Source organism: Cytobacillus kochii (assembly GCF_020171845.1).
GTDB lineage: Bacteria > Bacillota > Bacilli > Bacillales > Cytobacillaceae > Cytobacillus > Cytobacillus kochii.
Genome location: NZ_JAIVAM010000018.1, coordinates 20,838 through 41,785 on the forward strand (window position 1 = coordinate 20,838; position 20,948 = coordinate 41,785).

At 40.1% G+C, this 20,948-nt stretch carries 21 protein-coding genes, 2 rRNA genes and 1 riboswitch; of the genes, 2 read left to right on the plus strand and 21 right to left on the minus strand.

Going from position 1 to position 20,948, the window contains the following annotated elements:
- Positions 1-13: 13 nt before the first annotated feature.
- The 5 genes from LCM23_RS23575 to LCM23_RS23595 form a co-directional block, all read right to left on the minus strand.
- Positions 14-700, minus strand: coding sequence for a heptaprenylglyceryl phosphate synthase (locus LCM23_RS23575; protein WP_224939029.1), 687 nt, complete (start codon positions 698-700; stop codon positions 14-16).
- A gap of 110 nt (positions 701-810) precedes the next feature.
- Positions 811-1,338, minus strand: a complete 528-nt coding sequence (locus LCM23_RS23580) for a hypothetical protein (protein ID WP_224939030.1) — start codon at positions 1,336-1,338, stop codon at positions 811-813.
- 709 nt (positions 1,339-2,047) lie between these two features.
- Positions 2,048-2,356, minus strand: coding sequence for a YerC/YecD family TrpR-related protein (locus LCM23_RS23585; RefSeq protein ID WP_095370712.1), 309 nt, complete (start codon positions 2,354-2,356; stop codon positions 2,048-2,050).
- Positions 2,357-2,379: 23 nt separating this feature from the next.
- Positions 2,380-3,429, minus strand: coding sequence for a DUF3048 domain-containing protein (locus tag LCM23_RS23590; protein WP_224939031.1), 1,050 nt, complete (start codon positions 3,427-3,429; stop codon positions 2,380-2,382).
- Between the two features lie 41 nt (positions 3,430-3,470).
- Positions 3,471-5,213 (minus strand): adenine deaminase C-terminal domain-containing protein, encoded by a 1,743-nt coding sequence (locus tag LCM23_RS23595; RefSeq protein WP_224939032.1) that lies wholly within the window; start codon positions 5,211-5,213, stop codon positions 3,471-3,473.
- 160 nt (positions 5,214-5,373) lie between these two features.
- On the opposite strand from LCM23_RS23595, the gene LCM23_RS23600 reads away from it, so the two are divergent.
- On the plus strand, positions 5,374-5,667 hold the full coding sequence (locus tag LCM23_RS23600) for a YgaP family membrane protein (protein WP_224939033.1): 294 nt from the start codon (positions 5,374-5,376) through the stop codon (positions 5,665-5,667).
- Between the two features lie 47 nt (positions 5,668-5,714).
- Here the strand turns inward: LCM23_RS23600 and purD are convergent, their stop codons facing one another.
- The 14 genes from purD to LCM23_RS23670 form a co-directional block, all read right to left on the minus strand.
- On the minus strand, positions 5,715-6,992 hold the full coding sequence (gene purD, locus LCM23_RS23605) for a phosphoribosylamine--glycine ligase (RefSeq protein WP_224939034.1): 1,278 nt from the start codon (positions 6,990-6,992) through the stop codon (positions 5,715-5,717).
- Positions 6,993-7,010: 18 nt separating this feature from the next.
- Positions 7,011-8,546, minus strand: coding sequence for a bifunctional phosphoribosylaminoimidazolecarboxamide formyltransferase/IMP cyclohydrolase (gene purH / locus LCM23_RS23610; RefSeq protein WP_224939035.1), 1,536 nt, complete (start codon positions 8,544-8,546; stop codon positions 7,011-7,013).
- A gap of 31 nt (positions 8,547-8,577) precedes the next feature.
- Positions 8,578-9,150: a phosphoribosylglycinamide formyltransferase gene (gene purN / locus LCM23_RS23615; RefSeq protein ID WP_224939036.1), complete on the minus strand. Its 573-nt coding sequence runs from the start codon at positions 9,148-9,150 to the stop codon at positions 8,578-8,580.
- A gap of 16 nt (positions 9,151-9,166) precedes the next feature.
- A complete protein-coding gene (purM, locus tag LCM23_RS23620; protein WP_224939037.1) occupies positions 9,167-10,192 on the minus strand; it encodes a phosphoribosylformylglycinamidine cyclo-ligase in 1,026 nt (341 codons plus the stop codon).
- 129 nt (positions 10,193-10,321) lie between these two features.
- Positions 10,322-11,734, minus strand: coding sequence for an amidophosphoribosyltransferase (purF, locus tag LCM23_RS23625; protein WP_224939038.1), 1,413 nt, complete (start codon positions 11,732-11,734; stop codon positions 10,322-10,324).
- Complete coding sequence (gene purL / locus LCM23_RS23630; protein ID WP_224939039.1) at positions 11,719-13,935, minus strand: phosphoribosylformylglycinamidine synthase subunit PurL; 2,217 nt, start codon at positions 13,933-13,935, stop codon at positions 11,719-11,721. The genes purF and purL overlap by 16 nt, the downstream gene beginning before the upstream one ends.
- Entirely contained in the window at positions 13,919-14,605 is a 687-nt protein-coding gene (gene purQ, locus LCM23_RS23635; protein WP_224939040.1) for a phosphoribosylformylglycinamidine synthase subunit PurQ, read from the minus strand. Before purQ ends, purL begins: the two co-directional genes overlap by 17 nt.
- Positions 14,602-14,856, minus strand: a complete 255-nt coding sequence (gene purS, locus LCM23_RS23640) for a phosphoribosylformylglycinamidine synthase subunit PurS (protein WP_095370721.1) — start codon at positions 14,854-14,856, stop codon at positions 14,602-14,604. Before purS ends, purQ begins: the two co-directional genes overlap by 4 nt.
- Complete coding sequence (gene purC / locus LCM23_RS23645; protein ID WP_224939041.1) at positions 14,849-15,568, minus strand: phosphoribosylaminoimidazolesuccinocarboxamide synthase; 720 nt, start codon at positions 15,566-15,568, stop codon at positions 14,849-14,851. The genes purS and purC overlap by 8 nt, the downstream gene beginning before the upstream one ends.
- Positions 15,569-15,660: 92 nt before the next feature.
- Positions 15,661-16,953 (minus strand): adenylosuccinate lyase, encoded by a 1,293-nt coding sequence (gene purB / locus LCM23_RS23650; protein ID WP_095370723.1) that lies wholly within the window; start codon positions 16,951-16,953, stop codon positions 15,661-15,663.
- A 3-nt stretch (positions 16,954-16,956) separates the two neighbouring features.
- Entirely contained in the window at positions 16,957-18,111 is a 1,155-nt protein-coding gene (gene purK, locus LCM23_RS23655) for a 5-(carboxyamino)imidazole ribonucleotide synthase (protein WP_224939045.1), read from the minus strand.
- A complete protein-coding gene (gene purE / locus LCM23_RS23660) occupies positions 18,098-18,586 on the minus strand; it encodes a 5-(carboxyamino)imidazole ribonucleotide mutase (protein ID WP_224939042.1) in 489 nt (162 codons plus the stop codon). Before purE ends, purK begins: the two co-directional genes overlap by 14 nt.
- A gap of 142 nt (positions 18,587-18,728) precedes the next feature.
- Positions 18,729-18,830, minus strand: a riboswitch (purine riboswitch).
- A gap of 94 nt (positions 18,831-18,924) precedes the next feature.
- Complete coding sequence (locus LCM23_RS23665) at positions 18,925-19,119, minus strand: NETI motif-containing protein (RefSeq protein WP_224939043.1); 195 nt, start codon at positions 19,117-19,119, stop codon at positions 18,925-18,927.
- On the minus strand, positions 19,116-19,658 hold the full coding sequence (locus LCM23_RS23670) for a DUF2179 domain-containing protein (RefSeq protein ID WP_095370725.1): 543 nt from the start codon (positions 19,656-19,658) through the stop codon (positions 19,116-19,118). The genes LCM23_RS23665 and LCM23_RS23670 overlap by 4 nt, the downstream gene beginning before the upstream one ends.
- A 193-nt stretch (positions 19,659-19,851) precedes the next feature.
- Between LCM23_RS23670 and LCM23_RS23675 the strand changes: the two genes are divergently transcribed.
- Positions 19,852-20,340 (plus strand): hypothetical protein, encoded by a 489-nt coding sequence (locus tag LCM23_RS23675; RefSeq protein ID WP_224939044.1) that lies wholly within the window; start codon positions 19,852-19,854, stop codon positions 20,338-20,340.
- Between the two features lie 105 nt (positions 20,341-20,445).
- Here the strand turns inward: LCM23_RS23675 and rrf are convergent.
- Together rrf and LCM23_RS23685 are read right to left on the minus strand one after the other, a co-directional pair.
- A 5S ribosomal RNA gene (gene rrf / locus LCM23_RS23680) occupies positions 20,446-20,562 on the minus strand.
- Positions 20,563-20,792: 230 nt separating this feature from the next.
- A 23S ribosomal RNA gene (locus LCM23_RS23685) occupies positions 20,793-20,948 on the minus strand; the annotation flags it as partial.

Consider the following 20,948-nt stretch of genomic DNA (forward strand, 5'->3'; position numbering starts at 1 on the left):
GGTTAATCAAGATTTATTGTTTCACAGCTTCTACTGTTTTTAATGCGATTTTAATATCATCATAAACGGCATTTCCAACGACAACTACATCTGCATAAGCGCCCATTTCTCTTGCTTGTTCCACAGAGGTAATCCCGCCACCATAAAATAATATTGTTTCTTCTAATGTTCGACTTACTTCTTTCACTATTTCTACATTGCCGTAAGTACCGCTATATTCCAGATAAAAAATCGGTAAATGAAACATTTTTTCCGCCATCATTGCATAGGCTTTGACGTCTTCAATCGTTAAATTCGTATCCGCACTCGTTAATTGAGCGACTTTACAATCTTCATTTAGCACGCAATATCCTTGCATAAGAATCTCGTCCCAATTCATGATCTCGCCAAATTCCTTAACTGCTTGATGGTGCATTCCATTAATCCATTTGGAATCTTTACTATTTAAAACCGTCGGGATAAAAAACAAATCATACCCAGGTGTAATCGACTCAATTGTGGAAACCTCTAACACACATGGAACTGTATATCTACGAACACGCCCCATAAGATCAAGCACCCGCTCAAGCGTAATGCCATCTGTCCCCCCAATAATAATCGCGTCCGTGCCAGACTCGCACACTTTCTCTAAATCCTCATCAGATATATATTTATTAGGGTCAAGCTTAAACGCATGGTGCCACGCGCGAACATCATACATACATAGTTCCTCCATTCTATCTTTCCATTCAATCATTATATCATTTGAGAAGCATTTCAAAAAGGAAACCGCTAATGAAGTAAGAATGGATTTATTTGGCTAAATTAACATCATTGCAGACAATGCGATTCACCATGTAAATGATTCATTCGATTCCGATGCGATTTCAGTTTTGGCTGATCAGATTTTCTTTTGGGGTCTGTTTTCTGACGCGTTTCTCTTCTAATCCAATTAGATTTCCTGTTGGGTCCAAGTTTTTGACGCGCTTCTCCTCTAATCCAATCAAATTTGATCATGGAGTCCAGTTTCTGACACGTTTCTCTCCTATTCCAATCAAATTTCCTGTTAGATCCAAGTTTCTGACGCGTTTCTCTCCTAATCCAACCAGATTTCCTCATGGTGTCCAGTTTCTGACACGTTTCTCTCCTATTCCAATCAAATTTCCTCTTGGTGTCCAGTTTCTGACGCGTTTCTCTCCTATTCCAACCAGATTTCCTGTTGGATCCAAGTTTCTGACGCGTTTCTCTCCTAATCCAACCAGATTTCCTCTTAGGTCCAAGTTTCTGACGCGTTTCTCTCCTAATCCAACCAGATTTCCTCTTAGGTCCAGGTTTCTGACTCGTTCTCACCTCATCCAATCAAATTTCCTCATGGTGGCCAGTTTCTGACGCGTTTCTCACCTATTCCAACCAAATTTCCTCATGATGTCCAGTTTCTGACGCGTTTCTCTCCTATTCCAACCAAATTTCCCCTTGGGTCCAAGTTTCTAACACATTTCTCCTCTAATCCAATCAAATTTCCTCATGAAGTCCAGTTTCTGCCTCGCTTCTCCCTTAATCCAATCAAATTTCCTCTTGGTGGCCAGTTTCTGACGCGTTTCTCTCCTATTCCAACCAAATTTCCTCTTAGGTCCAGGTTTCTGACTCGTTCTCACCTCATCCAATCAAATTTCCTCTTGGTGTCCAGTTTTTTGACGCGTTTCTCTCCTATTCCAATCAAATTTCCTCATGGTGTCCATTTTCTGACTCGCTTCTCTCCTATTCCAATCAAATTTCCTCATGGTGTCCAGGTTTCTGACTCGCTTCTCCCTTAATCCAATCAAATTTCCTCATGGTGTCCATTTTCTGACGCGTTTCTCTCCTATTCCAATCAAATTTCCTCATGAAGTCCAGTTTTTGACTCGCTCCTCACCTATTCCAACCAAATTTCCTCATGAAGTCCAGTTTTTGACTCGCTTCCCCCCTATTCCAATCGCTTTTTCTACTAGTACCTGATTTCCTTTCCAAAACAAAAAAACCGTGGGTGCTGATTCCCTCGGTTCGGTCGCTTCTATCGCTGTGGGTTCTATTATTTTTCTGTTGTTTCTTCTTCTTTAATTCTTTCTAATGCCATTTCGTAGGCATCGTTTCCGTAGTTTAAGCAACGTTTCACACGCGAGATTGTTGCAGTACTTGCACCTGTTTCTGTCTCAATCTTATGATAAGTTTTTCCTTCTCTAAGCATACGAGCTACTTCTAGTCTTTGCGCTAATGATTGGATCTCGTTCACAGTACATAAGTCATCAAAAAATCGATAACATTCGTCTAAATCATTTAGTGATAATACCGCCTGAAATAATTGATCTAATTCTTGTCCTCTTAGTTTATTAATTTGCATAATATTTACCCCTTTTTCATTTTTTAGTTAATTGTTACCGACTGATTGATTCCTGGCTCTTGTGGAATGACATTCACCCATGTTTTCCCCGGAGCAAGTGGTTGCTCTTTTCCATCGATTACTGGATAAATTCTTCCTTCTTTATTCACCCAGTTCACTTCAGACATCATACCTCTTTGAATAAGATAACCTTTACCCCCTGAAGTCAAATCAATGTCACGTCGGCCTTCTCCATCTATCACTGTATGCTTCGCTTCTATGATTAAAATATTGCTTAATAACACAGGGTCACCTGTGTCATAGTCAGTTGTCCATTCACCATCTGAAGATCTTTTGTATGCTTTCGTTGTTTCATCATAATCATATGTGACATCAAAACGTTCATCTTTTCCATAACTTACTGCAATCTCCTCGGCCACAGAGCCACTCAGTTTATCCGCTTCTTCGTCAGTTAAATGAGCAAAAGCAGCTGGTGCCCCATCCAGCTCATAATTCTTTTCCTTAGCCCCTTGTTCAATATGTGCAAAAGAAATATATGAATTATGCGGTGCCTGGCGATCACTCACACGTTCAAAAAGTGTGCCATCATAATATAAGCCATTCAAATGATCCACATATTCATCAGCAAGCATCTTCTTTGCCTCTGGACTATTTCCATGAGCAATATAAAGACTATTAAACCCTTTCGCCAGTTCAATATAATATTCTCTGGCACTGCGTACTGGCCCAACTCTATCCGGTTGTTCACTTTGAAAAATAGCAAGGAATCGCGTGACTTCACCTTCAGCCAGTAATTCATAAACAATATCCGCTTGTGTCAATCCTGATTGTGGTCTTGCTTTCGGATGATTGTTAATCATAACTGCTATAGCACGCTGATTCCCATTTCCCTCTTGAGCTATGCCTGTGAGAGGATAAACTATCTTTTCTTCAGGCGAATCCACACTTTCTTCACCTTGATTATCCATACCATTTAACTCTTCATTTGCTGGATCCTCAACTGTTTCATTCTTGCTGCATCCTGTCACCAAAAGTATTGCTACGAGAGACGTAGTCACCCATTTGTTCAGCATGATGCACCCCTTATCACTATATGATTACCCTCTTTTACATTTTAACGCATCATAGTTGGAAAGAGTACAGTTTTATTCATGACATCATACATTCCTCGTTGTGTAACCCTGATATAAGGGAGATGAGTGGAGGAAAAAAATAATAATGTATAAATTGGATCGGCAAAACGATAACCTCTTTCTCGCAAATAGGCTAATAAGGTTCTTTCTTCTTCAATCAAATCTTCCACTCTTTTATTCGACATGATGCCCTTTAATTTAAGTGGGATTTCTGTAACAATGTTCCCTTGCTCAGAAATAACAATTCCCCCACCTATTTCTTTCATGTGATTAAAAGCATTCATCATGTCTTTCTTGCTTTTCCCGATTAAGATAATATCACCGGTATTAGAATAAGAACTTGCTAAACCGTCTAACTCCTTAGCAAACCCTTTAATCACCGTATTCACACGCCACTTGCCTTTGCGGTCAATTAACATGAAGAAACACTCGTCATGCTCCTTACTTAGCTCATCGCCGGAAATATCAATGGCTAATGAGTAAGGCTTTGTGATAACTGCGCTCTCCATTTTAATACCGAACGGCATCGAAAATTGCATATCATGAGAAGTAAGCTCCCAGTTCATTTCTAGCGGTTCAAATCCAAACTCTTCCCATGCCATATTATCTTCAAATGGTGTATTTTCACCATCTTTCCTTATCCACTTACCTTTTGCTAACACACTAACAGGCGTTGGGTTACTTTCATTCTCTAGGAAATTGATATTAGCCACTCTACCTGTAGCGATATTTCCATGCAGATGTTGGATGTTATAATACTTAGCTACGTTAATTGTACCCATATTATACGCATCTATTGTCGGCACCCCTTTCTCAAGGGCAATTCGGATCATCTGATCAATAATCCCTTGATCGGAAAAGGATGAAGAAGAGCCATCTGTCGTAAAAATAAATGATTCATAATGATCAATGCCCAACTCATGCATTTCATCCAATAACTGCGGTAAATCAGGTCGAATTGATGAATAGCGTAACGATACAGTATATCCTTGCATCAAACGATTCATAATCTCTTGTCCGTTAATCGCTTCATGGTCGCAATCAGCACCGAGCAGCATTAACTTTGCTAAAGTCTTTTCTGACGCCCCAGGAAAATGACCTTCGATTTGTTTTCTCATTCTTTTCGCTTCTTGCATCCAATGGAGCATCAAATCATCACCATCGAGTAACTTCGGCCAGCCAGTTAACTCCCCACCTTGTAATACTGCATCATGCTCTAACCAAGATTTAATATTACCATGCGAAAATGTTGTCTCTTCATTTTGTATTTCCGTTTGCGCATCAAATCGGCACCACCAGTACATCGTTGAAGGGATATTTCTCATTTCCTTCAAAAATGAAAACGCTTTCTTTTTCTCTAATTGTAATGCTAGCACCATATTATCATTAATCAAAGTGGTCGTGCCAAATTGCGCTGCATAACGAGCAAAGGAAAGGGGATTATATAACTGAAATGGATGTGCATGTGGTTCAATATATCCTGGAACAAGTGTCATTCCATTACAATCAACAATTTCACAGCCTTCTAATTTGTCAGGAAGCTTTTCACCGACATAAACAATACGATCACCGAGAATCCAGATATTCGCATGTACCCATTTTTTAATTGCTTGATTTAAGTAACGAGCATTTTTCAGTAACATCGTTGGCGCAATACGCCCATCTAGAACAGATACATGTTCACGTAGATGTTTGTTTTTCCAACGGTATCGCTGTTCTAGCACTCTGTTTCCTCCTTTTATGGTAACTACAATTATCTATTTTTATTTTTCGTTTACGATAATGAAGCAGCATTCATGTTGCCTATTATCATAACATATATAGCTTTTTAACGCAGTAAAGAATAACAAATATTTGTTAATTTTTTGTGAAGGAGGTCCTTTTATGAATGTTAAACCCAATATTGGTATCATTCAGGCATTAATCCGTATTACTTGTGGATTAACCATTGTTGCTTGGAGTGCCACAAAGCTCGTTAAAAAACCTTGGAGTGATCGCTTTCTCATTCTTATTTCACTTGGTGCAATGAAGGTCGCAGAAGGTATTGTCCGCTATTGTCCTATCATTGCCTTATTTGAAAAAGGGAAAGAGAGTATAAAAGATTCTGACCACCAGTTTAAACCACCTATGGATTTTTTAAAAGAGCAAAAGTTATTAAAGGATACTGATTTTGAATGAAAAATATGCCCCCTTATTTTTTTGGGGGGCATTTTCATTTTCCCTATCTATTTTTCTATAGTCGAATGTGCTATCGTCTTAAAGCCAATATCCCTGCGGTAAAAGACTTCTTCTGTTGTTAAATACGTTAGCGCATCATACACTTGCTTTTGTGCGGATACTAAGTCCATTGCTTTGCTACCAACAAGTAAGACTCGGCCGCCATTTGTTGTGAATGTACCTTTGGCATTTTTCGCAGTTCCTGCATGAAAGACAAATGCTTCTTCTGCTACTTTTTCGATTCCTATTAGTTCGGCACCACTCTCATATGCATCCGGATAACCATTGGCTGCGACCACAACTCCAAGCATTGCCTCCTCATGCCATTCAATCACAGGCTTATGTCCAGCAATTACTTCTAACATGACATGGGCTAAGTCTGACTTCATTCTAGGTAAGATAACTTGCGTTTCCGGATCACCAAAGCGGGCATTGAATTCAATTACCTTTGGCCCTTGTTCTGTCGCGATAAGTCCCGCATAGAGAACGCCACAAAAACTGCGATCCTCTTTAACTAATGCTTCTGCAGCTGGAATTAAAATCGTTGCAATCGCTGTTTCAACCGTCTCCTTGCTGATGTGGGGAACAGGTGAATAAGCACCCATTCCTCCTGTGTTTGGTCCTTTATCTCCATCGAAAGCGCGTTTATGGTCTTGAGCAATTTCTAAGGGAATAACTGTGTCTCCATTAACAAATGCCATTAATGAAAATTCTTCACCAGCTAAAAATTCCTCAATAACAACTGTAGCAGAAGCTTCACCAAATTTTTCTCCAACTAACATATCCGCTAACGCTGCTAATGCTTCACCTTCTGTCATCGCAACAACAACGCCTTTTCCGGCAGCTAATCCATCCGCTTTAATAACAATTGGTGCTCCTTGTTCTTTCACATAAGCACTTGCAGCCTCATACTGATCAAACACTTCATAGCTTCCTGTTGGAATGGCATATTTCTTCATGAGCTCTTTTGCAAAGGATTTACTTCCTTCAACTTCAGCCGCTCGACTTTTTGGTCCAAAAACAGTAAGTCCAGCTCCCTCCATCTTATCAGCCAAACCTTCAAGTAAAGGAACTTCAGGTCCAATAACTGTTAATTCAACATGATTATCGAGCGCAAAAGCAATCAGCTCTTCTTGTTCGTTCTCGGAAATATCAATGATCGTCGCTACATCTTCCATTCCTGGATTTCCCGGTGCAACAAACACTGTTTCCACTTGGCTGCTTTCACTTAACTTTCTACTGATGGCATGCTCACGTCCGCCTCTACCGATTACCAATACGTTCATTTCATGTTCTCCCCCAGTTTAATGTTTGAAATGTCTCACACCAGTGAATACCATTGCCAGGCCATACTCATTTGCTTTTTCAATCGATTCCTGATCTTTAATCGAACCACCGGGTTGAATAATAGCGGTAATACCAGCTTTAGCTGCTGCTTCAACTGTATCATTCATTGGGAAAAAGGCATCGGATGCCATAGTTGCTCCTTCAACTGCTTTCCCTGCTTGCTCGATCGCAATTTTTGCAGAGCCGACACGATTCATTTGACCTGCACCAATACCTAATGTTTGGTCGCTATTATTGACAACAATCGCATTCGATTTCACATGCTTGACTACTTTCCAGCCAAGTTTGAGTGATTGCCACTCTTCCTCCGTTGGTTCTCTTGTTGTCGCAACAGTAATATTCGCTTCTTCAAGACCATAAGTATCGTAATCTTGCGCTAATAAACCGCCTTCAATAGAAGTTAGACGTTTTTCAGTCTTTTTGTTTCCTTCAAAAGGAATAGTTAATAGTCTTAAATTCTTCTTCCCTTGTAAAATCTCAAGTGCTTCCGCTGAAAAAGAAGGCGCTATAATGATTTCTAGAAAGATTTCATGAAGTTTCGTTGCTGTTTGTGCATTTACTTCACGGTTAAGGGCAATAATCCCCCCAAAAATAGACACAGGATCAGCTGCAAAAGCTTTAGAGAAAGCATCATAAATATCTGTGCCATTTCCGACACCACATGGGTTCATATGTTTTACTGCAACAGCAGCCGGTCCGTCAAACTCTTTAACAATTTGTAACGCTGCATCAGCATCATTAATATTATTGTAAGACAGCTCTTTTCCATGTAGCTGTGTAGCGTTAGCAATCGAAAAGACCGACCCTAAAGGTTTGCGATAAAAGGAAGCTTTTTGATGAGGGTTTTCTCCATAACGTAATGCTTGTTTTAATTCATACGTAACTGTCAACTTTTCTGGCTGCTCTTCTTCTGCTAATTCTGTCATATATTCAGCTATCATTGCATCGTAAGCAGCTGTATGACGGAATACTTTTGCTGCTAGCTTGCGTTTGGTTGCAGCATCTACAATGTCATTTTCTTTTAATTGTGTAATGACTGTTTCGTAATCAATTGGATCAACAACAACTGTCACATGTGCGTGGTTTTTAGCAGAGGCACGTAACATCGCAGGACCACCGATATCAATATTTTCAATTGCATCTTCCACTGTCACATCTGGCTTAGCAATGGTTTGTTGGAAAGGATAGAGATTCACACATACCACTTGAATCGGATGAATCTGATGTTTTTCTAACTGTGCTTGATGAGATGAATCATCGAACTTAGCTAGTAATCCACCATGGATAAGCGGATTTAATGTTTTTACTCTTCCTTCTAAAATTTCAGGAAATCCTGTAACATCACTTACACCGATTACCGGAACCCCAGCTTCAGCAATTGCATTTTTTGTTCCACCTGTTGAAACAATTTCAAATCCTAATTCGTGAAGTTCTTTCGCAAATGCTGCTACACCATTTTTATCTGATACACTAATAAGCGCACGTTTTTTCATCGTTCATTTTCCTCCCTGTAAGATGTTCCTCTTAGGCGTTTTCGTTTAAAAGCTTTTGTAATACTTCTGGATAAAATTGATGCTCTACTTCATGAATGCGATTCTGCAATGCTTCTTTCGTATCACCTGGTAGGATGGCTACCTTTCTTTGATCAATAATCGGACCCGTATCCATCCCTTCGTCTACATAATGAATGGTTACACCTGTTTGTTTCACCTCTGCAGAAAGCGCTTGTCCAATAGCATCTTTACCAGGGAATGCTGGTAAATAAGACGGATGGATATTAACAATTCTCCCGCCATATTCACGTAAAAGAACATCCCCAATAAGACGCATATAACCTGCAAGAACAATAAAATCTATGTTTGCATTCTCTAATTCTACTAATATTTGTTCTTCATATGCTGTTTTACTCGTAAACTCTTTCGCACGAAAAGCAAAGGTTGGAATCCCTTCATTTACAGCACGTTGAATACAGTAAGACTCTGGCTTATCACTTATCAGTAGTTTAATGTCTACCTGCAATTCATCGTTTTTAAAGGCATCAACAATCGCTTGAAAATTTGTTCCACTGCCAGATGCAAAAATGGCGATATTTTTCATGATAACCTCCGTCTAATTAAAGGATTGAAATCCCCTCTTGCTGTGTAACTTTACCAATCACACTTGCTTTTTCACCAATTTGATTAAAGTGATTGACTACTTTTTCAGCATCCTTAACAGGAACAATTGCCACCATTCCGATGCCCATATTAAATATATTGTACATATCCTTACGCGCAAGCTTACCTACTTCTTCCATCAGCTTGAAAATCGGCTGAATCTCCCAACTACCCTCGATTAATTCAGCTCCTAAGCCTTGAGGTAACACTCTTGGGATATTCTCGATAAATCCGCCACCCGTAATATGAGCGAAGCCTTTTACATCAAATTGCTTTAATGCCGATAAAACTGATTTCACATAGATTCGTGTTGGTTTTAGGAGTTCTTCACCTAACGTGCTCCCTAGTTCTTCTCTAAACTCTTGCAATGAGAGTTTTGCATCCTCTAAAAATATTTTCCGTACGAGAGAATAACCATTGCTATGGATTCCGTTCGATGCAAGGCCGATTAAAACATCACCCTCTTGAATATTTGACCCATCGATTAAATCACTCTTTTCACATGCACCGACAGAAAATCCCGCTAAATCATACTCTTCTTCACTGTACATTCCAGGCATTTCCGCTGTTTCTCCACCAACAAGCGCACAACCTGCTTGTTCACAACCGTCAGCTATTCCTTTGACAATGGCTTCTATCTTTTCTGGCTCAGCCTTCCCACAAGCAATATAATCTAAGAAGTAAAGAGGTTCTGCACCTTGAACAACGATATCATTGACACACATAGCAACGGCATCAATTCCAATTGTGTCATGCTGATTCATCATAAAAGCTAGCATCAGCTTTGTTCCGACACCATCTGTCCCTGATACAAGCACAGGTTCTTTTAAGCCAAGTGATGACAAATCAAACATGCCTCCAAAACCGCCAAGACCACCGATTACACCAGGTCTCATCGTTTTCTCCACATGCTTCTTCATACGGTTCACTGCTTCGTAACCCGCTTCAATATCTACGCCAGCTTGTTTATAAGCATTCGCCATTCCTATCCACCTCACCAATTTATTAAAAGGTATTCTTTCAATCTAGCATCATACGCCAAGTGTTCGCACCAAAACGTATTGTTTAATTTCTAAGAATAAAAGTAGCAAACCATGTTGCTACTTTATTATTTATACTTTTTCGTACGGATGTAGTGTGCTTGGATAAATCTCCGTTGGATACTTCCCTGTGAAGCAAGCTAAGCAAAGACCTCTTGTCTCGCCTTCTTCTTCTCTTCCAATGGCATCGATCATCCCTTTTGGACTTAAAAAAGTAAGGGTATCAGCACCAATAATTTCGCGAATCTCTTCTACAGAACGATCAGAAGCAATCAATTCTTCTTTTGTTGAAGTATCAATGCCATAGAAGCATGGGTTTTTGATCGGTGGCGAGCTGATGATTACATGTACTTCAGTCGCACCTGCTTCCTTTAACATCGTCACAATACGGCGGCTCGTTGTTCCACGTACAATGGAGTCATCCACCATGACAACTCGTTTCCCTTCAACAACACCTCTTACAGGTGATAGTTTCATCTTCACTCCTTGTTCCCGCAATGACTGTGATGGTTGGATAAATGTCCGACCAACATACTTATTCTTAATGAGACCCATCTCATAAGGAATCCCTGTTGCTTCAGCATAACCAATGGCTACGGAAATACTTGAATCAGGTACACCAGTTACGACATCTGCCTCAATCGGAACTTCGACAGCAAGCTGCTTCCCTAAATTTTTTCGCGCTGTATGGACATTGATGCCATTAATATTGCTATCTGGTCGGGAGAAATACACATATTCCATCGCACACATAGATATATTTGAAGCCATTGCGAACATTTCAGAACGGAACCCATTATCATCAATGACTAATAACTCTCCAGGTAATACATCACGAACAAACTCAGCTCCGACAATATCGAAAGCACATGTTTCGGAAGCAATTACGTAAGCATCCCCAATTTTGCCTAGAGATAGAGGGCGGAGACCATTCGGATCAACCGCAACCATCATTTCATTTTCAGTCATAATTAAGAAAGCATAAGCGCCTTTTACCATGGACAAGGCATTCTTCACACGCTCTTTATGAGAAGATACACCGCCTCGTTTAATTAAATGAGCTAATACCTCGGTATCTGAACTCGTTTGAAAAATACTTCCCTGTGCTTCTAATTGATATTTAAGGGCTGTAGCATTCGTTAAATTTCCATTGTGACATAGAGCTAGACCGCCATTTTGTGATTGGAATAAAAGTGGTTGAACATTCTCATAGCCCCCGCCACCTGCAGTAGCGTATCTAACATGACCAATTGCTGAAGTTCCTTTTAGTTCTTGAATAGCATCTTGAGAGAAAACCTCAGTGACGAGGCCCTCTCCTTTTACACCCTTCAACTTATCTCCATCTGTTACAACAATACCTGTACCTTCTTGACCACGATGCTGTAGGCTATGCAATCCGTAATAAGTAATTTGTGCTGCTTCCGGATGACCCCAAATACCAAAGACGCCACATTCCTCATTTAAACCTTTTATTTCTGCAAGCATGCTGGTATAGCTCCCTTCCACGCTTTATTTAGCACTTCTGTTTGCTCTTTGATCACAAGTTCGTCGTTCACAGTAATTTCAAGTGCTTGCTCATTTGTTACTTCACCAATGAGTGTAGCATTTGTTAATTGTTCAAATGCTTCTTTGTTCTCCTTCTTCACACTTAGAAGGAATCTAGATTGAGATTCACTGAACAATTGTGTTGTCGCTTCCCCAGTTAACTCAAGTTTTGCACCTAATTGATTCGCAAATAAGCTCTCAGCTACTGCCACTGCTAACCCACCTTCTGCAAGATCATGTGCAGATGATAGTAACCCTTCGTGAATAGCTGTTAAGACTTTTTCTTGATTGGCTGCTTCTACTGTTAAATCGATTGCTGGTGCTTGCCCGAAGATTTTTTTGTAGCTTAGCTTCTGTAGCTCACTGCCACCAAATTCCGCTCTCGTATCACCTAATAAATAAATCAGGTCGCCTGCTTGTTTGAAGTCTTGTGTTGTCACATGCTCAATATTCTCCACTAGACCAACCATCCCGATAACTGGCGTAGGATAAATCGCTGTGCCGTTTGTTTCGTTATATAATGAAACATTACCACCTATGACCGGCGTATTTAATGTACGACAAGCTTCACTGATGCCATCAGCAGATTTTTGAATTTGCCAGAAGATTTCAGGCTTTTCCGGATTACCGAAGTTTAAGTTATCCGTAATTGCTAACGGCGCGCCACCAGAACAAACGATATTACGTGCTGCTTCCGCTACAGCTATTTTTCCGCCTACTTCAGGATCTAAATACATATAGCGTGAATTACAATCCGTAGTCATCGCTAGTCCTTTTTTCGTTCCACGGATACGGATAACTGCCGCATCAGATCCCGGAGCTACGACTGTGTTGGTTCTTACCATATAATCATATTGGTCATAAACCCACTCTTTACTAGCGATCGTTGGTTGTTGTAATAAAGACAGTAGCGTTTCTTTATGATCATCAACTGCGGGAATATCATTTTCCATCGCCTGGAATTCACGGTAATAAGCTGGTTCTTTGGAAGGCTTATGGTATACAGGTGCTTCTTCTGCTAGTGCATCTGTTGGTACATCTGCCACTACTTCGCCTTTATGAATCAAACGTAGTTGTTGATCATCTGTCACACGGCCGATTGCCACGGCTTCTAAATCATATTTGGAGAAAAGGTCAACAATTTCTTGCTCTCTTCCTTTCGTCACAACAATTAACATTCTTTCTTGTGACTCCGATAACATCATTTCATAAGCAGTCATTCCTGTTTCGCGCTGTGGCACTAAGTCTAGGTTCATTTCGATCCCTGAACCAGCTTTACTTGCCATCTCTGCAGATGAACTCGTTAATCCTGCCGCGCCCATATCTTGAATCCCTACTAATGCGTCAGATTTTACAAGCTCAAGGCATGCTTCTAATAGCAGCTTCTCCATAAATGGATCACCTACTTGAACAGCCGGACGATTCTCCTCTGATTGGTCCGTTAATTCTTCAGAAGCAAAAGTAGCACCGTGAATGCCATCACGCCCAGTTTTGGCACCCACATACATGACTGTGTTACCTACCCCATGCGCTTGCCCTTTTTTAATATCTTTATGATCAATTAAGCCGACACACATCGCATTAACAAGTGGATTCCCTTCATAGGAAGCGTCAAATTGCACTTCTCCACCGACTGTTGGAATGCCGATGCAATTACCATATCCAGCAATCCCCGCTACTACTTCTTCAAAAAGGTAGCGAACACGAGGAGTATCCAATTCTCCAAAGCGTAAAGAGTTGAGGAGTGCAACAGGTCTTGCGCCCATCGAGAATACATCGCGGATAATACCGCCCACACCCGTTGCTGCCCCCTGATAAGGTTCGATCGCAGATGGGTGATTATGGCTTTCAATCTTGAATACAACAGCCTGTTCATCTCCTATATCAACAATTCCGGCACCTTCTCCTGGACCTTGTAACACATGCTCGCCTTTTGTAGGGAACTTACTTAATACAGGCTTAGAGTTTTTGTAGCTACAATGTTCTGACCACATAACAGAGAAAAGTCCGATTTCAGTATAGTTTGGTAGGCGACCTAAAATCTTTTCAACCATTGCAAATTCGTCATCTGACAAACCCATTTCCTTATAGACTTGTTGTTCTTTTAGTTGTTCTGGACTTGGTTCAAGCATTAACGACATGTGATTCCCTCCATTGTTTCACAATTGATTGAAAAAGTTTTAACCCATCAGCGCCACCTATTAGCTCATCTACCGCTCTCTCAGGGTGGGGCATCATGCCAAGCACATTGCCCGCTTTATTCGTAATACCAGCAATATTACTTAAGCTACCATTCGGGTTAACATCATGGTAAGTGAAAACAATTTGATTGTTTTCTTTTAAACTAGCAAGTGTCACTTCATCACAATAGTAGTTTCCTTCACCATGCGCTACTGGTATGGTAATCACTTCATCTTGTTCATATCCTTGCGAGAACATTGTTTGATTGTTCTCGACTTTTAATTGAACTGGACGACAAATGAATTTTAAGCTTTCATTTCTTCTCATCGCCCCTGGCAGTAAGCCTGCTTCTAGTAAAATTTGAAAACCGTTGCAGACGCCTAATACCGGTTTCCCTGCCTCAGCCGCTTTAATCACTTCCTTCATCACGTGACTAAATCGCGCAATGGCACCGCTTCGTAAATAATCGCCGTATGAAAATCCTCCCGGTAATAGAACGCCATCAAAACCATCTAAGCTTTTTTCATCGTGCCAAACATATTCCACATCACAGCCCAGCTCATCTTTTACTGCATGATACATGTCAATATCACAGTTCGACCCTGGAAAAACAATCACAGCAAACTTCACTGAGCAACAGCCTCCTCGATTTCAAAACGATAATCTTCAATCACGACATTTGCAAGTAATCTTTCACACATTTCTTTTACTACTTCTTCAACAGGACGCTCTGACTTTTCAATCGAAAGCTCCAAGTATTTTCCGATGCGCACATCTGACACTTCGTTGTAATTCATGGAATGCAAGGAATGCTTAACAGCATTTCCTTGTGGATCTAATACGCTCTCTCTTAATGTGACGAACACCTTTACTTTATACATGAAGTTTTCCTCCCAGTCTGGATAAAATATTTTCATAAGCATCTGTTAAATTGCCAAGGTCGCGACGAAAAACATCTTTGTCGAGCTTTTCATTCGTTTTTAAATCCCAAAAGCGGCATGTATCAGGTGAAATTTCATCTGCTAACAGAATAGCACCTGATGCATCCTTTCCGAATTCCAATTTAAAATCGACGAGGCGGATGCCCAACTCTTTAAAAAATTGTGATAATACTTCATTTACTTTCAATGCTTTTTCTTTTATAATAGCGACTTCTTCTTCTGTTGCTAAATCCATGATTTCTATATGGTCCTCTGTTAATAATGGATCACCTAAATCATCGTCCTTATAATAAAATTCGACAATTGGTCTTGTTAATGGTTTTCCTTCTTCCACGCCAAGCCTTTTTGCAAAGCTGCCTGCTGAAGTATTTCTCACAACAGTTTCTAATGGAATGATGTCCACTTTCTTTACAAGTTGCTCATTCGGAGATATTTGCTTCACAAAATGAGAATCAATACCAAGCTCCTTTAGTTTTGAAAATAGCAAGCTAGTAATCTCATTATTTAAACGGCCCTTGCCGTCAATACTTGCTTTCTTCTCTCCATTAAAAGCAGTAGCAGCATCTTTGTATTCTAGCCAAACGATAGATGCATCATCTGTGTTGTAAACCCTTTTTGCTTTTCCTTCATAAACAAGTGAACCTTTTTGCATGACTTGCGCCTCCCAATCATGAAAATTAGCAATATTCTTACTAGGTGAAATGAATGGGGAGAGGAGGAAAAACTTCTTCTCCCCATTATTTTTTATAAACCTAAACGATTAAAGATCGTATCTACATGCTTCAAATGGTGATGATAATCGAAGCAATCATCTATCTCTTCTTTTGTTAAAAGGGAAGTGATCTTTTCATCTTGATCTATTAAGCTGCGGAATGGTACTTGTTTTTCCCATGATTCCATTGCTTTTGGTTGAACAGTATCATACGCTTCTTCACGTACAAGGCCTTTATCAATCAATGCGAGCAATACACGTTGAGAATAAATAAGCCCTAACGTACGATCCATATTTCGTTTCATATTCTCAGGATATACCGTTAAGTTCTTCACAATATTGCCAAAGCGGTTAAGCATATAATTCAATGCAATCGTTGCATCTGGTAAAATCACGCGCTCCGCTGAAGAGTGAGAAATATCACGCTCATGCCACAATGACACATTTTCATACGCGGTCATCATATAACCACGAATGACTCTTGCCATCCCTGTCATATTCTCTGACCCAATCGGATTACGCTTATGAGGCATCGCTGAAGAACCTTTTTGTCCTTTTGCAAAGAATTCTTCCACTTCACGTGTTTCACTCTTTTGCAGGCCCCGTATCTCTGTGGCAAACTTCTCTATGGACGTGGCAATTAATGCAATCGTGCTCATATAATGTGCATGACGATCACGTTGTAGTGTTTGTGTAGAAATAGGTGCTGGCTGAATACCAAGTTTTTCACAAACATATTGTTCAACAAATGGATCGATATTCGCATACGTACCAACAGCACCAGAAATTTTACCGAATTCAACGCCAGCAGCCGCCTCTTTAAAGCGTGCCAAGTTACGTTTCATCTCTTCATACCATAAAGCCATTTTCAAACCAAAAGTAGTCGGCTCCGCATGCACACCATGTGTACGTCCCATCATTACTGTGTTTTTATGCTCTTGTGCTTTTACTTTAAGAATTTCTACAAAACGCTCGAGGTCTTTTAGTAAGATATCATTTGCTTGCTTTACTATATATGAAAGTGCAGTATCGACAACATCTGTAGAAGTAAGGCCATAATGGACCCATTTACGTTCTTCACCAAGTGTTTCAGAAACGGCACGTGTAAAGGCAACGACATCATGTCTTGTTTCTTCTTCTATTTCTTTAATTCGCTCAATGTCAAATGAAGCTTTTTCACGGATTTTAGCTACATCCTCTTTAGGAATATCTCCAAGCTCAGCCCAGGCTTCGCAAGCAAGAATCTCCACTTCTAACCAAGCTTGGAAACGGTTCTGTTCTGTCCAAATAGCTCCCATCTCTGGGCGAGTATAACGATCAATCATGATTTATCCTCCGATCTTTTCTGCAGCAATTTGCCATATGTCACTTTGTTCTACTTCACGTAAAGCTTCCTCTACGTTGTCGCGAAGCAATGTCACATGACCCATTTTTCGTTTAAACTTCGCTTCTGCTTTCCCGTATAAATGAACCTTCCAATCCGTTACAGCAGGAATGGACTGAATAAGAGGTTCAACATGCTCTCCTAATATATTGACCATTACAGCAGGTTTTAGTAATTCTGTACTTGCTAATGGCCAATTACAAACTGCACGAATATGCTGTTCGAATTGTGAAGTTTCACATGCTTCTATAGAGTAGTGGCCTGAATTATGCGGCCTTGGGGCTAGTTCGTTAATATAAATCTCATCATTTTCTCCAAGAAACATTTCCACCGCAAGTGTACCAACTAGCTCAAAATCATCGGCAATTTTTTTGGCCTCTTCTAAGGCCGTTTGAGAAGCTAATTTGGAAATTCTCGCCGGTACAATCGTTTGATGTAGAATATTATCTTTATGAACATTTTCCCCAACTGGCAAGAAGGCTGTTTCACCATTGAGATTCCTGAAAACAATCACTGAGATTTCTTTTTGAAAAGGAATGAACTTTTCTAAGACGCATGCACCATGATTTAATAATTCTTTCGCCTTTTCTATTTCGGCTTCGTTATGAATTACATATTGTCCCTTGCCATCGTATCCACCCCTTGCTGTTTTTAAAACAGCAGGAAAGCCAAGCGCTTCTATATTAGCATAAATATCTTCCGTTGCGTGAATCTCTGCGTACGGGGCAACAGTCGCACCTGCTTTTGTGATCGCTACCTTCTCTTTTATACGATCCTGTGTCTGTGATAATACATGTGAACCTTGAGGCACATAAGCATTCTCACAAAGCCAATCAAGCGCCTCAGCACTAATATTTTCAAATTCATATGTCACAATATCACTTATAGCTGCTAATTGTTTTATTGCATTCATATCATCATAAGCTGAAACAATCTTCACATCTGCCACTTGACCACATGGGGAATCTTCCGTGGGATCCAGTACAGCTATGCGAAAACCATTCGCTTTGGCCGATAATGCCATCATGCGACCTAGCTGCCCTCCACCAATTATGCCGATTGTTTGACCAGGTAGTATGGTTTGTTTAGACAAGATCATCACTACTTTCTAACACTTGTTGTTTTGTTCTTTCTCGCCTATCTTCTAACCGTTTAGCAATTTCCTCATCAAAGGCGCTTAAGATTTGTCCTGCCAGTAACCCTGCATTTGTTGCCCCTGCTTTACCAATAGCAACTGTAGCAACTGGGACACCCCCAGGCATTTGTACAATGGATAATAAGGAATCTATCCCGTTTAACGCTTTAGATTGAACTGGGACACCAATGACTGGTAGCGTTGTTTTAGCGGCTACCATGCCAGGTAAGTGTGCGGCACCCCCTGCTCCTGCAATAATGACTTTGATTCCTTTAGCTCTTGCACTTTCTGCATAATCAAACATCAAATCAGGCGTTCTGTGTGCAGATACGACTTTTTTTTCATAACCGACTTCAAGCTCATCTAAAATGTCACAAGTATGTTTCATCGTTTCCCAATCTGATGTACTACCCATGATGACGGCAACTTTGATTTTCATCCTTCTCCTCCATTCCTTTTTGTCCAAAAAATGAAAAAGCCCAGATAGAATCCTCGCTCTAATCTAAGAGAGAAAGATTCTGTCTGAGCCATTCATTCATAAATTGAAATGTTATGAATTTAGAGACACTAGTCCCTTGGACAAACAAGAAGCTTTCCCTCATAGTCCGAGTATTTACGGTTCCCGGGTAGAGACTCATGGGCCATATTCCCATTATTATATGAGGGGGTAAAATGTTGTTAGGTTTTCTTTCAATTTCATCTTAACAACTTCCGAATTGTCCGTCAATGATAATCTCGAACGATTAAAGAAGTCAGAAAATTAATGTTCGTGTTTTACTACAAAAGTTGTCCTTCAAAGACTATTTTTTGCCCTGCAGGTTCATATTCTGTCTTCCCATTTTTCTTCATTTCTTTAAAGTACGGTTTTTCCATTCTTCTTATTGGAAAATAGCCTTCTTGCTTCATGCGATCTAAGCATTGATTAATGGTTTCATTTTCCAACACTTCAAATTTCTTTTTCTTTTGACTCACTTAAATAACTTACCTTTCTTAACAGATTTAACCCAGAAGCCACCATATATCGTTTTTGGTTCATAAGCAATGATAAAGGCCTTCGGATCAAGTGTTTTAATCGTATCATACAGCTTTAATTCATACTTTCTTGGAGTTAAGATTTGCAGTGCCATACGGTCCCCTTCAAGCCCATTAGCAGCCCAAGACGTTACACCATATCCTTTGGCCCGTAAATCCTTTGGTAAATCTTTGTCATACTCCTTCGTTATTACATTAACAGTAATATAGCCAAGTGCAAGCTTTTCTTCAATTTTCATCCCAACAATGACACCTATCCCATACCCGACTGCATAGGCGATAATGTTCTGTATCTGGTCTAAATTATCTAACACTAAGCCTAGACCAATGACATAAATAACAATTTCAATCATACTAATAAATGCTGCCTGATAACGCTGCCCTTTTAATGTTAATATCATACGAATCGTAAAAAAGGACACATACACAATATTAATAACCAAAATAATCGTTACCATTACAAGGCCATTCTCTAACATTTTAACACTCCTATCTCACTTCAAACCTTCTTATTACCTTTATACCCAAACTTTCAAGGTTAAATGACTACTTTCCTGTTCGATTCCCCAAATTTCCTAAATTAAACGCTTGAAACAATGTACCATCTTCATATAAAAGAATACTCTGTTATACAGGATGTATGCCTAATGATCGGAAAAGAGGTGGAGAGAGATGGTCTTTTGGTATCCATTTTACGCACATCATGCAAATTTCCAAACTGAAGGCGAAGGGGTTCGTGAAAGTGAGAGACTGGCATTACTAGGCGGCGCTCTCTCTGCTATTGGGAGCATAATCGTAGTCATTGGTCTTTTTGATCAACTTGAAGAAGATGAAGAAGGCATAACTGAATCGGAAAGTGAAGGAATACTTAGTTTAGAGTCATTTAGATTAGCCTTACTAGGAAGTATAATTGTAGCTGCCGGAGAAAGTATCGGAACCGTATCCATTATAAGGGGGATTAAAGAAGATGAAATTATCTCTCGCGAAGAAGAAAGGGAAAAGAATTTAGTAAAAACCAATATGACAAATATGCAAACACAACTCCAATATATGCAAGAAGAGTTGAATCAACTAAAGAACATTACATCAACCCTACAACAAGAAAACTATCAAATGCGGACAGAATTGTATCACTTTTATCGGTATTTACAGATTAAATAGAGGTTGCACACTTTCATACTTAAACTCAAAAAAGCATGTAATCTTATAGAGACCTAGTAAATAATCACGAAAAAAGAGCACATAAATGATGTGCTCTTTTATTTTGCCCGGCAACGTCCTACTCTCACAAGGGGACAGCCCCTAACTACCATCGGCGCTGAGAAGCTTAACTTCCGTGTTCGGTATGGGAACGGGTGTGACCTTCTCGCTATCGCCACCGGACTATGAAATTGTAAGGGAATCGTTCCCTCAAAACTAGGTAATGCTGAAGAAGATATTTATTGAGTAATCGCCTATGCGTTGCTGACGCGGCTACTTACGTAGTGCTGTCTAGCTGCGGCGCCTAGGTGCTCGAGGTCATAAGTCAAATTTGTCATGAGGTTAAAGAACAACCTCCTGTCAAATCCGTCTTATGCTTGTCGCACCTGAACAAGGCGCCTCCGCATTTCGAATTGGTTAAGTCCTCGATCGATTAGTATTAGTCAGCTACATGTGTCGCCACACTTCCACCTCTAACCTATCAACCTGATCATCTTTCAGGGATCTTACTAGCTTGCGCTATGGGAAATCTCATCTCGAGGGGGGCTTCATGCTTAGATGCTTTCAGC

What these genes read in the sequence shown, in the direction of transcription:
- purB (WP_095370723.1), bottom strand. Translation starts at nt 16,953, where the DNA reads ATGATTGATCGTTATACTCGCCCAGAGATGGGAGCTATTTGGACAGAA.
- purC (WP_224939041.1), bottom strand. Translation starts at nt 15,568, where the DNA reads ATGCAAAAAGGTTCACTTGTTTATGAAGGAAAAGCAAAAAGGGTTTAC.
- purH (WP_224939035.1), bottom strand. Translation starts at nt 8,546, where the DNA reads ATGAAAAAACGTGCGCTTATTAGTGTATCAGATAAAAATGGTGTAGCA.
- purF (WP_224939038.1), bottom strand. Translation starts at nt 11,734, where the DNA reads ATGCTTGCAGAAATAAAAGGTTTAAATGAGGAATGTGGCGTCTTTGGT.
- purL (WP_224939039.1), bottom strand. Translation starts at nt 13,935, where the DNA reads ATGTCGTTAATGCTTGAACCAAGTCCAGAACAACTAAAAGAACAACAA.
- LCM23_RS23590 (WP_224939031.1), bottom strand. Translation starts at nt 3,429, where the DNA reads ATGCTGAACAAATGGGTGACTACGTCTCTCGTAGCAATACTTTTGGTG.
- purE (WP_224939042.1), bottom strand. Translation starts at nt 18,586, where the DNA reads ATGAAAATCAAAGTTGCCGTCATCATGGGTAGTACATCAGATTGGGAA.
- purK (WP_224939045.1), bottom strand. Translation starts at nt 18,111, where the DNA reads ATGATCTTGTCTAAACAAACCATACTACCTGGTCAAACAATCGGCATA.
- LCM23_RS23575 (WP_224939029.1), bottom strand. Translation starts at nt 700, where the DNA reads ATGTATGATGTTCGCGCGTGGCACCATGCGTTTAAGCTTGACCCTAAT.
- purN (WP_224939036.1), bottom strand. Translation starts at nt 9,150, where the DNA reads ATGAAAAATATCGCCATTTTTGCATCTGGCAGTGGAACAAATTTTCAA.
- LCM23_RS23670 (WP_095370725.1), bottom strand. Translation starts at nt 19,658, where the DNA reads ATGTTAGAGAATGGCCTTGTAATGGTAACGATTATTTTGGTTATTAAT.
- purS (WP_095370721.1), bottom strand. Translation starts at nt 14,856, where the DNA reads ATGTATAAAGTAAAGGTGTTCGTCACATTAAGAGAGAGCGTATTAGAT.
- LCM23_RS23600 (WP_224939033.1), top strand. Translation starts at nt 5,374, where the DNA reads ATGAATGTTAAACCCAATATTGGTATCATTCAGGCATTAATCCGTATT.
- LCM23_RS23675 (WP_224939044.1), top strand. Translation starts at nt 19,852, where the DNA reads ATGGTCTTTTGGTATCCATTTTACGCACATCATGCAAATTTCCAAACT.
- LCM23_RS23585 (WP_095370712.1), bottom strand. Translation starts at nt 2,356, where the DNA reads ATGCAAATTAATAAACTAAGAGGACAAGAATTAGATCAATTATTTCAG.
- purM (WP_224939037.1), bottom strand. Translation starts at nt 10,192, where the DNA reads ATGGCGAATGCTTATAAACAAGCTGGCGTAGATATTGAAGCGGGTTAC.
- purD (WP_224939034.1), bottom strand. Translation starts at nt 6,992, where the DNA reads ATGAACGTATTGGTAATCGGTAGAGGCGGACGTGAGCATGCCATCAGT.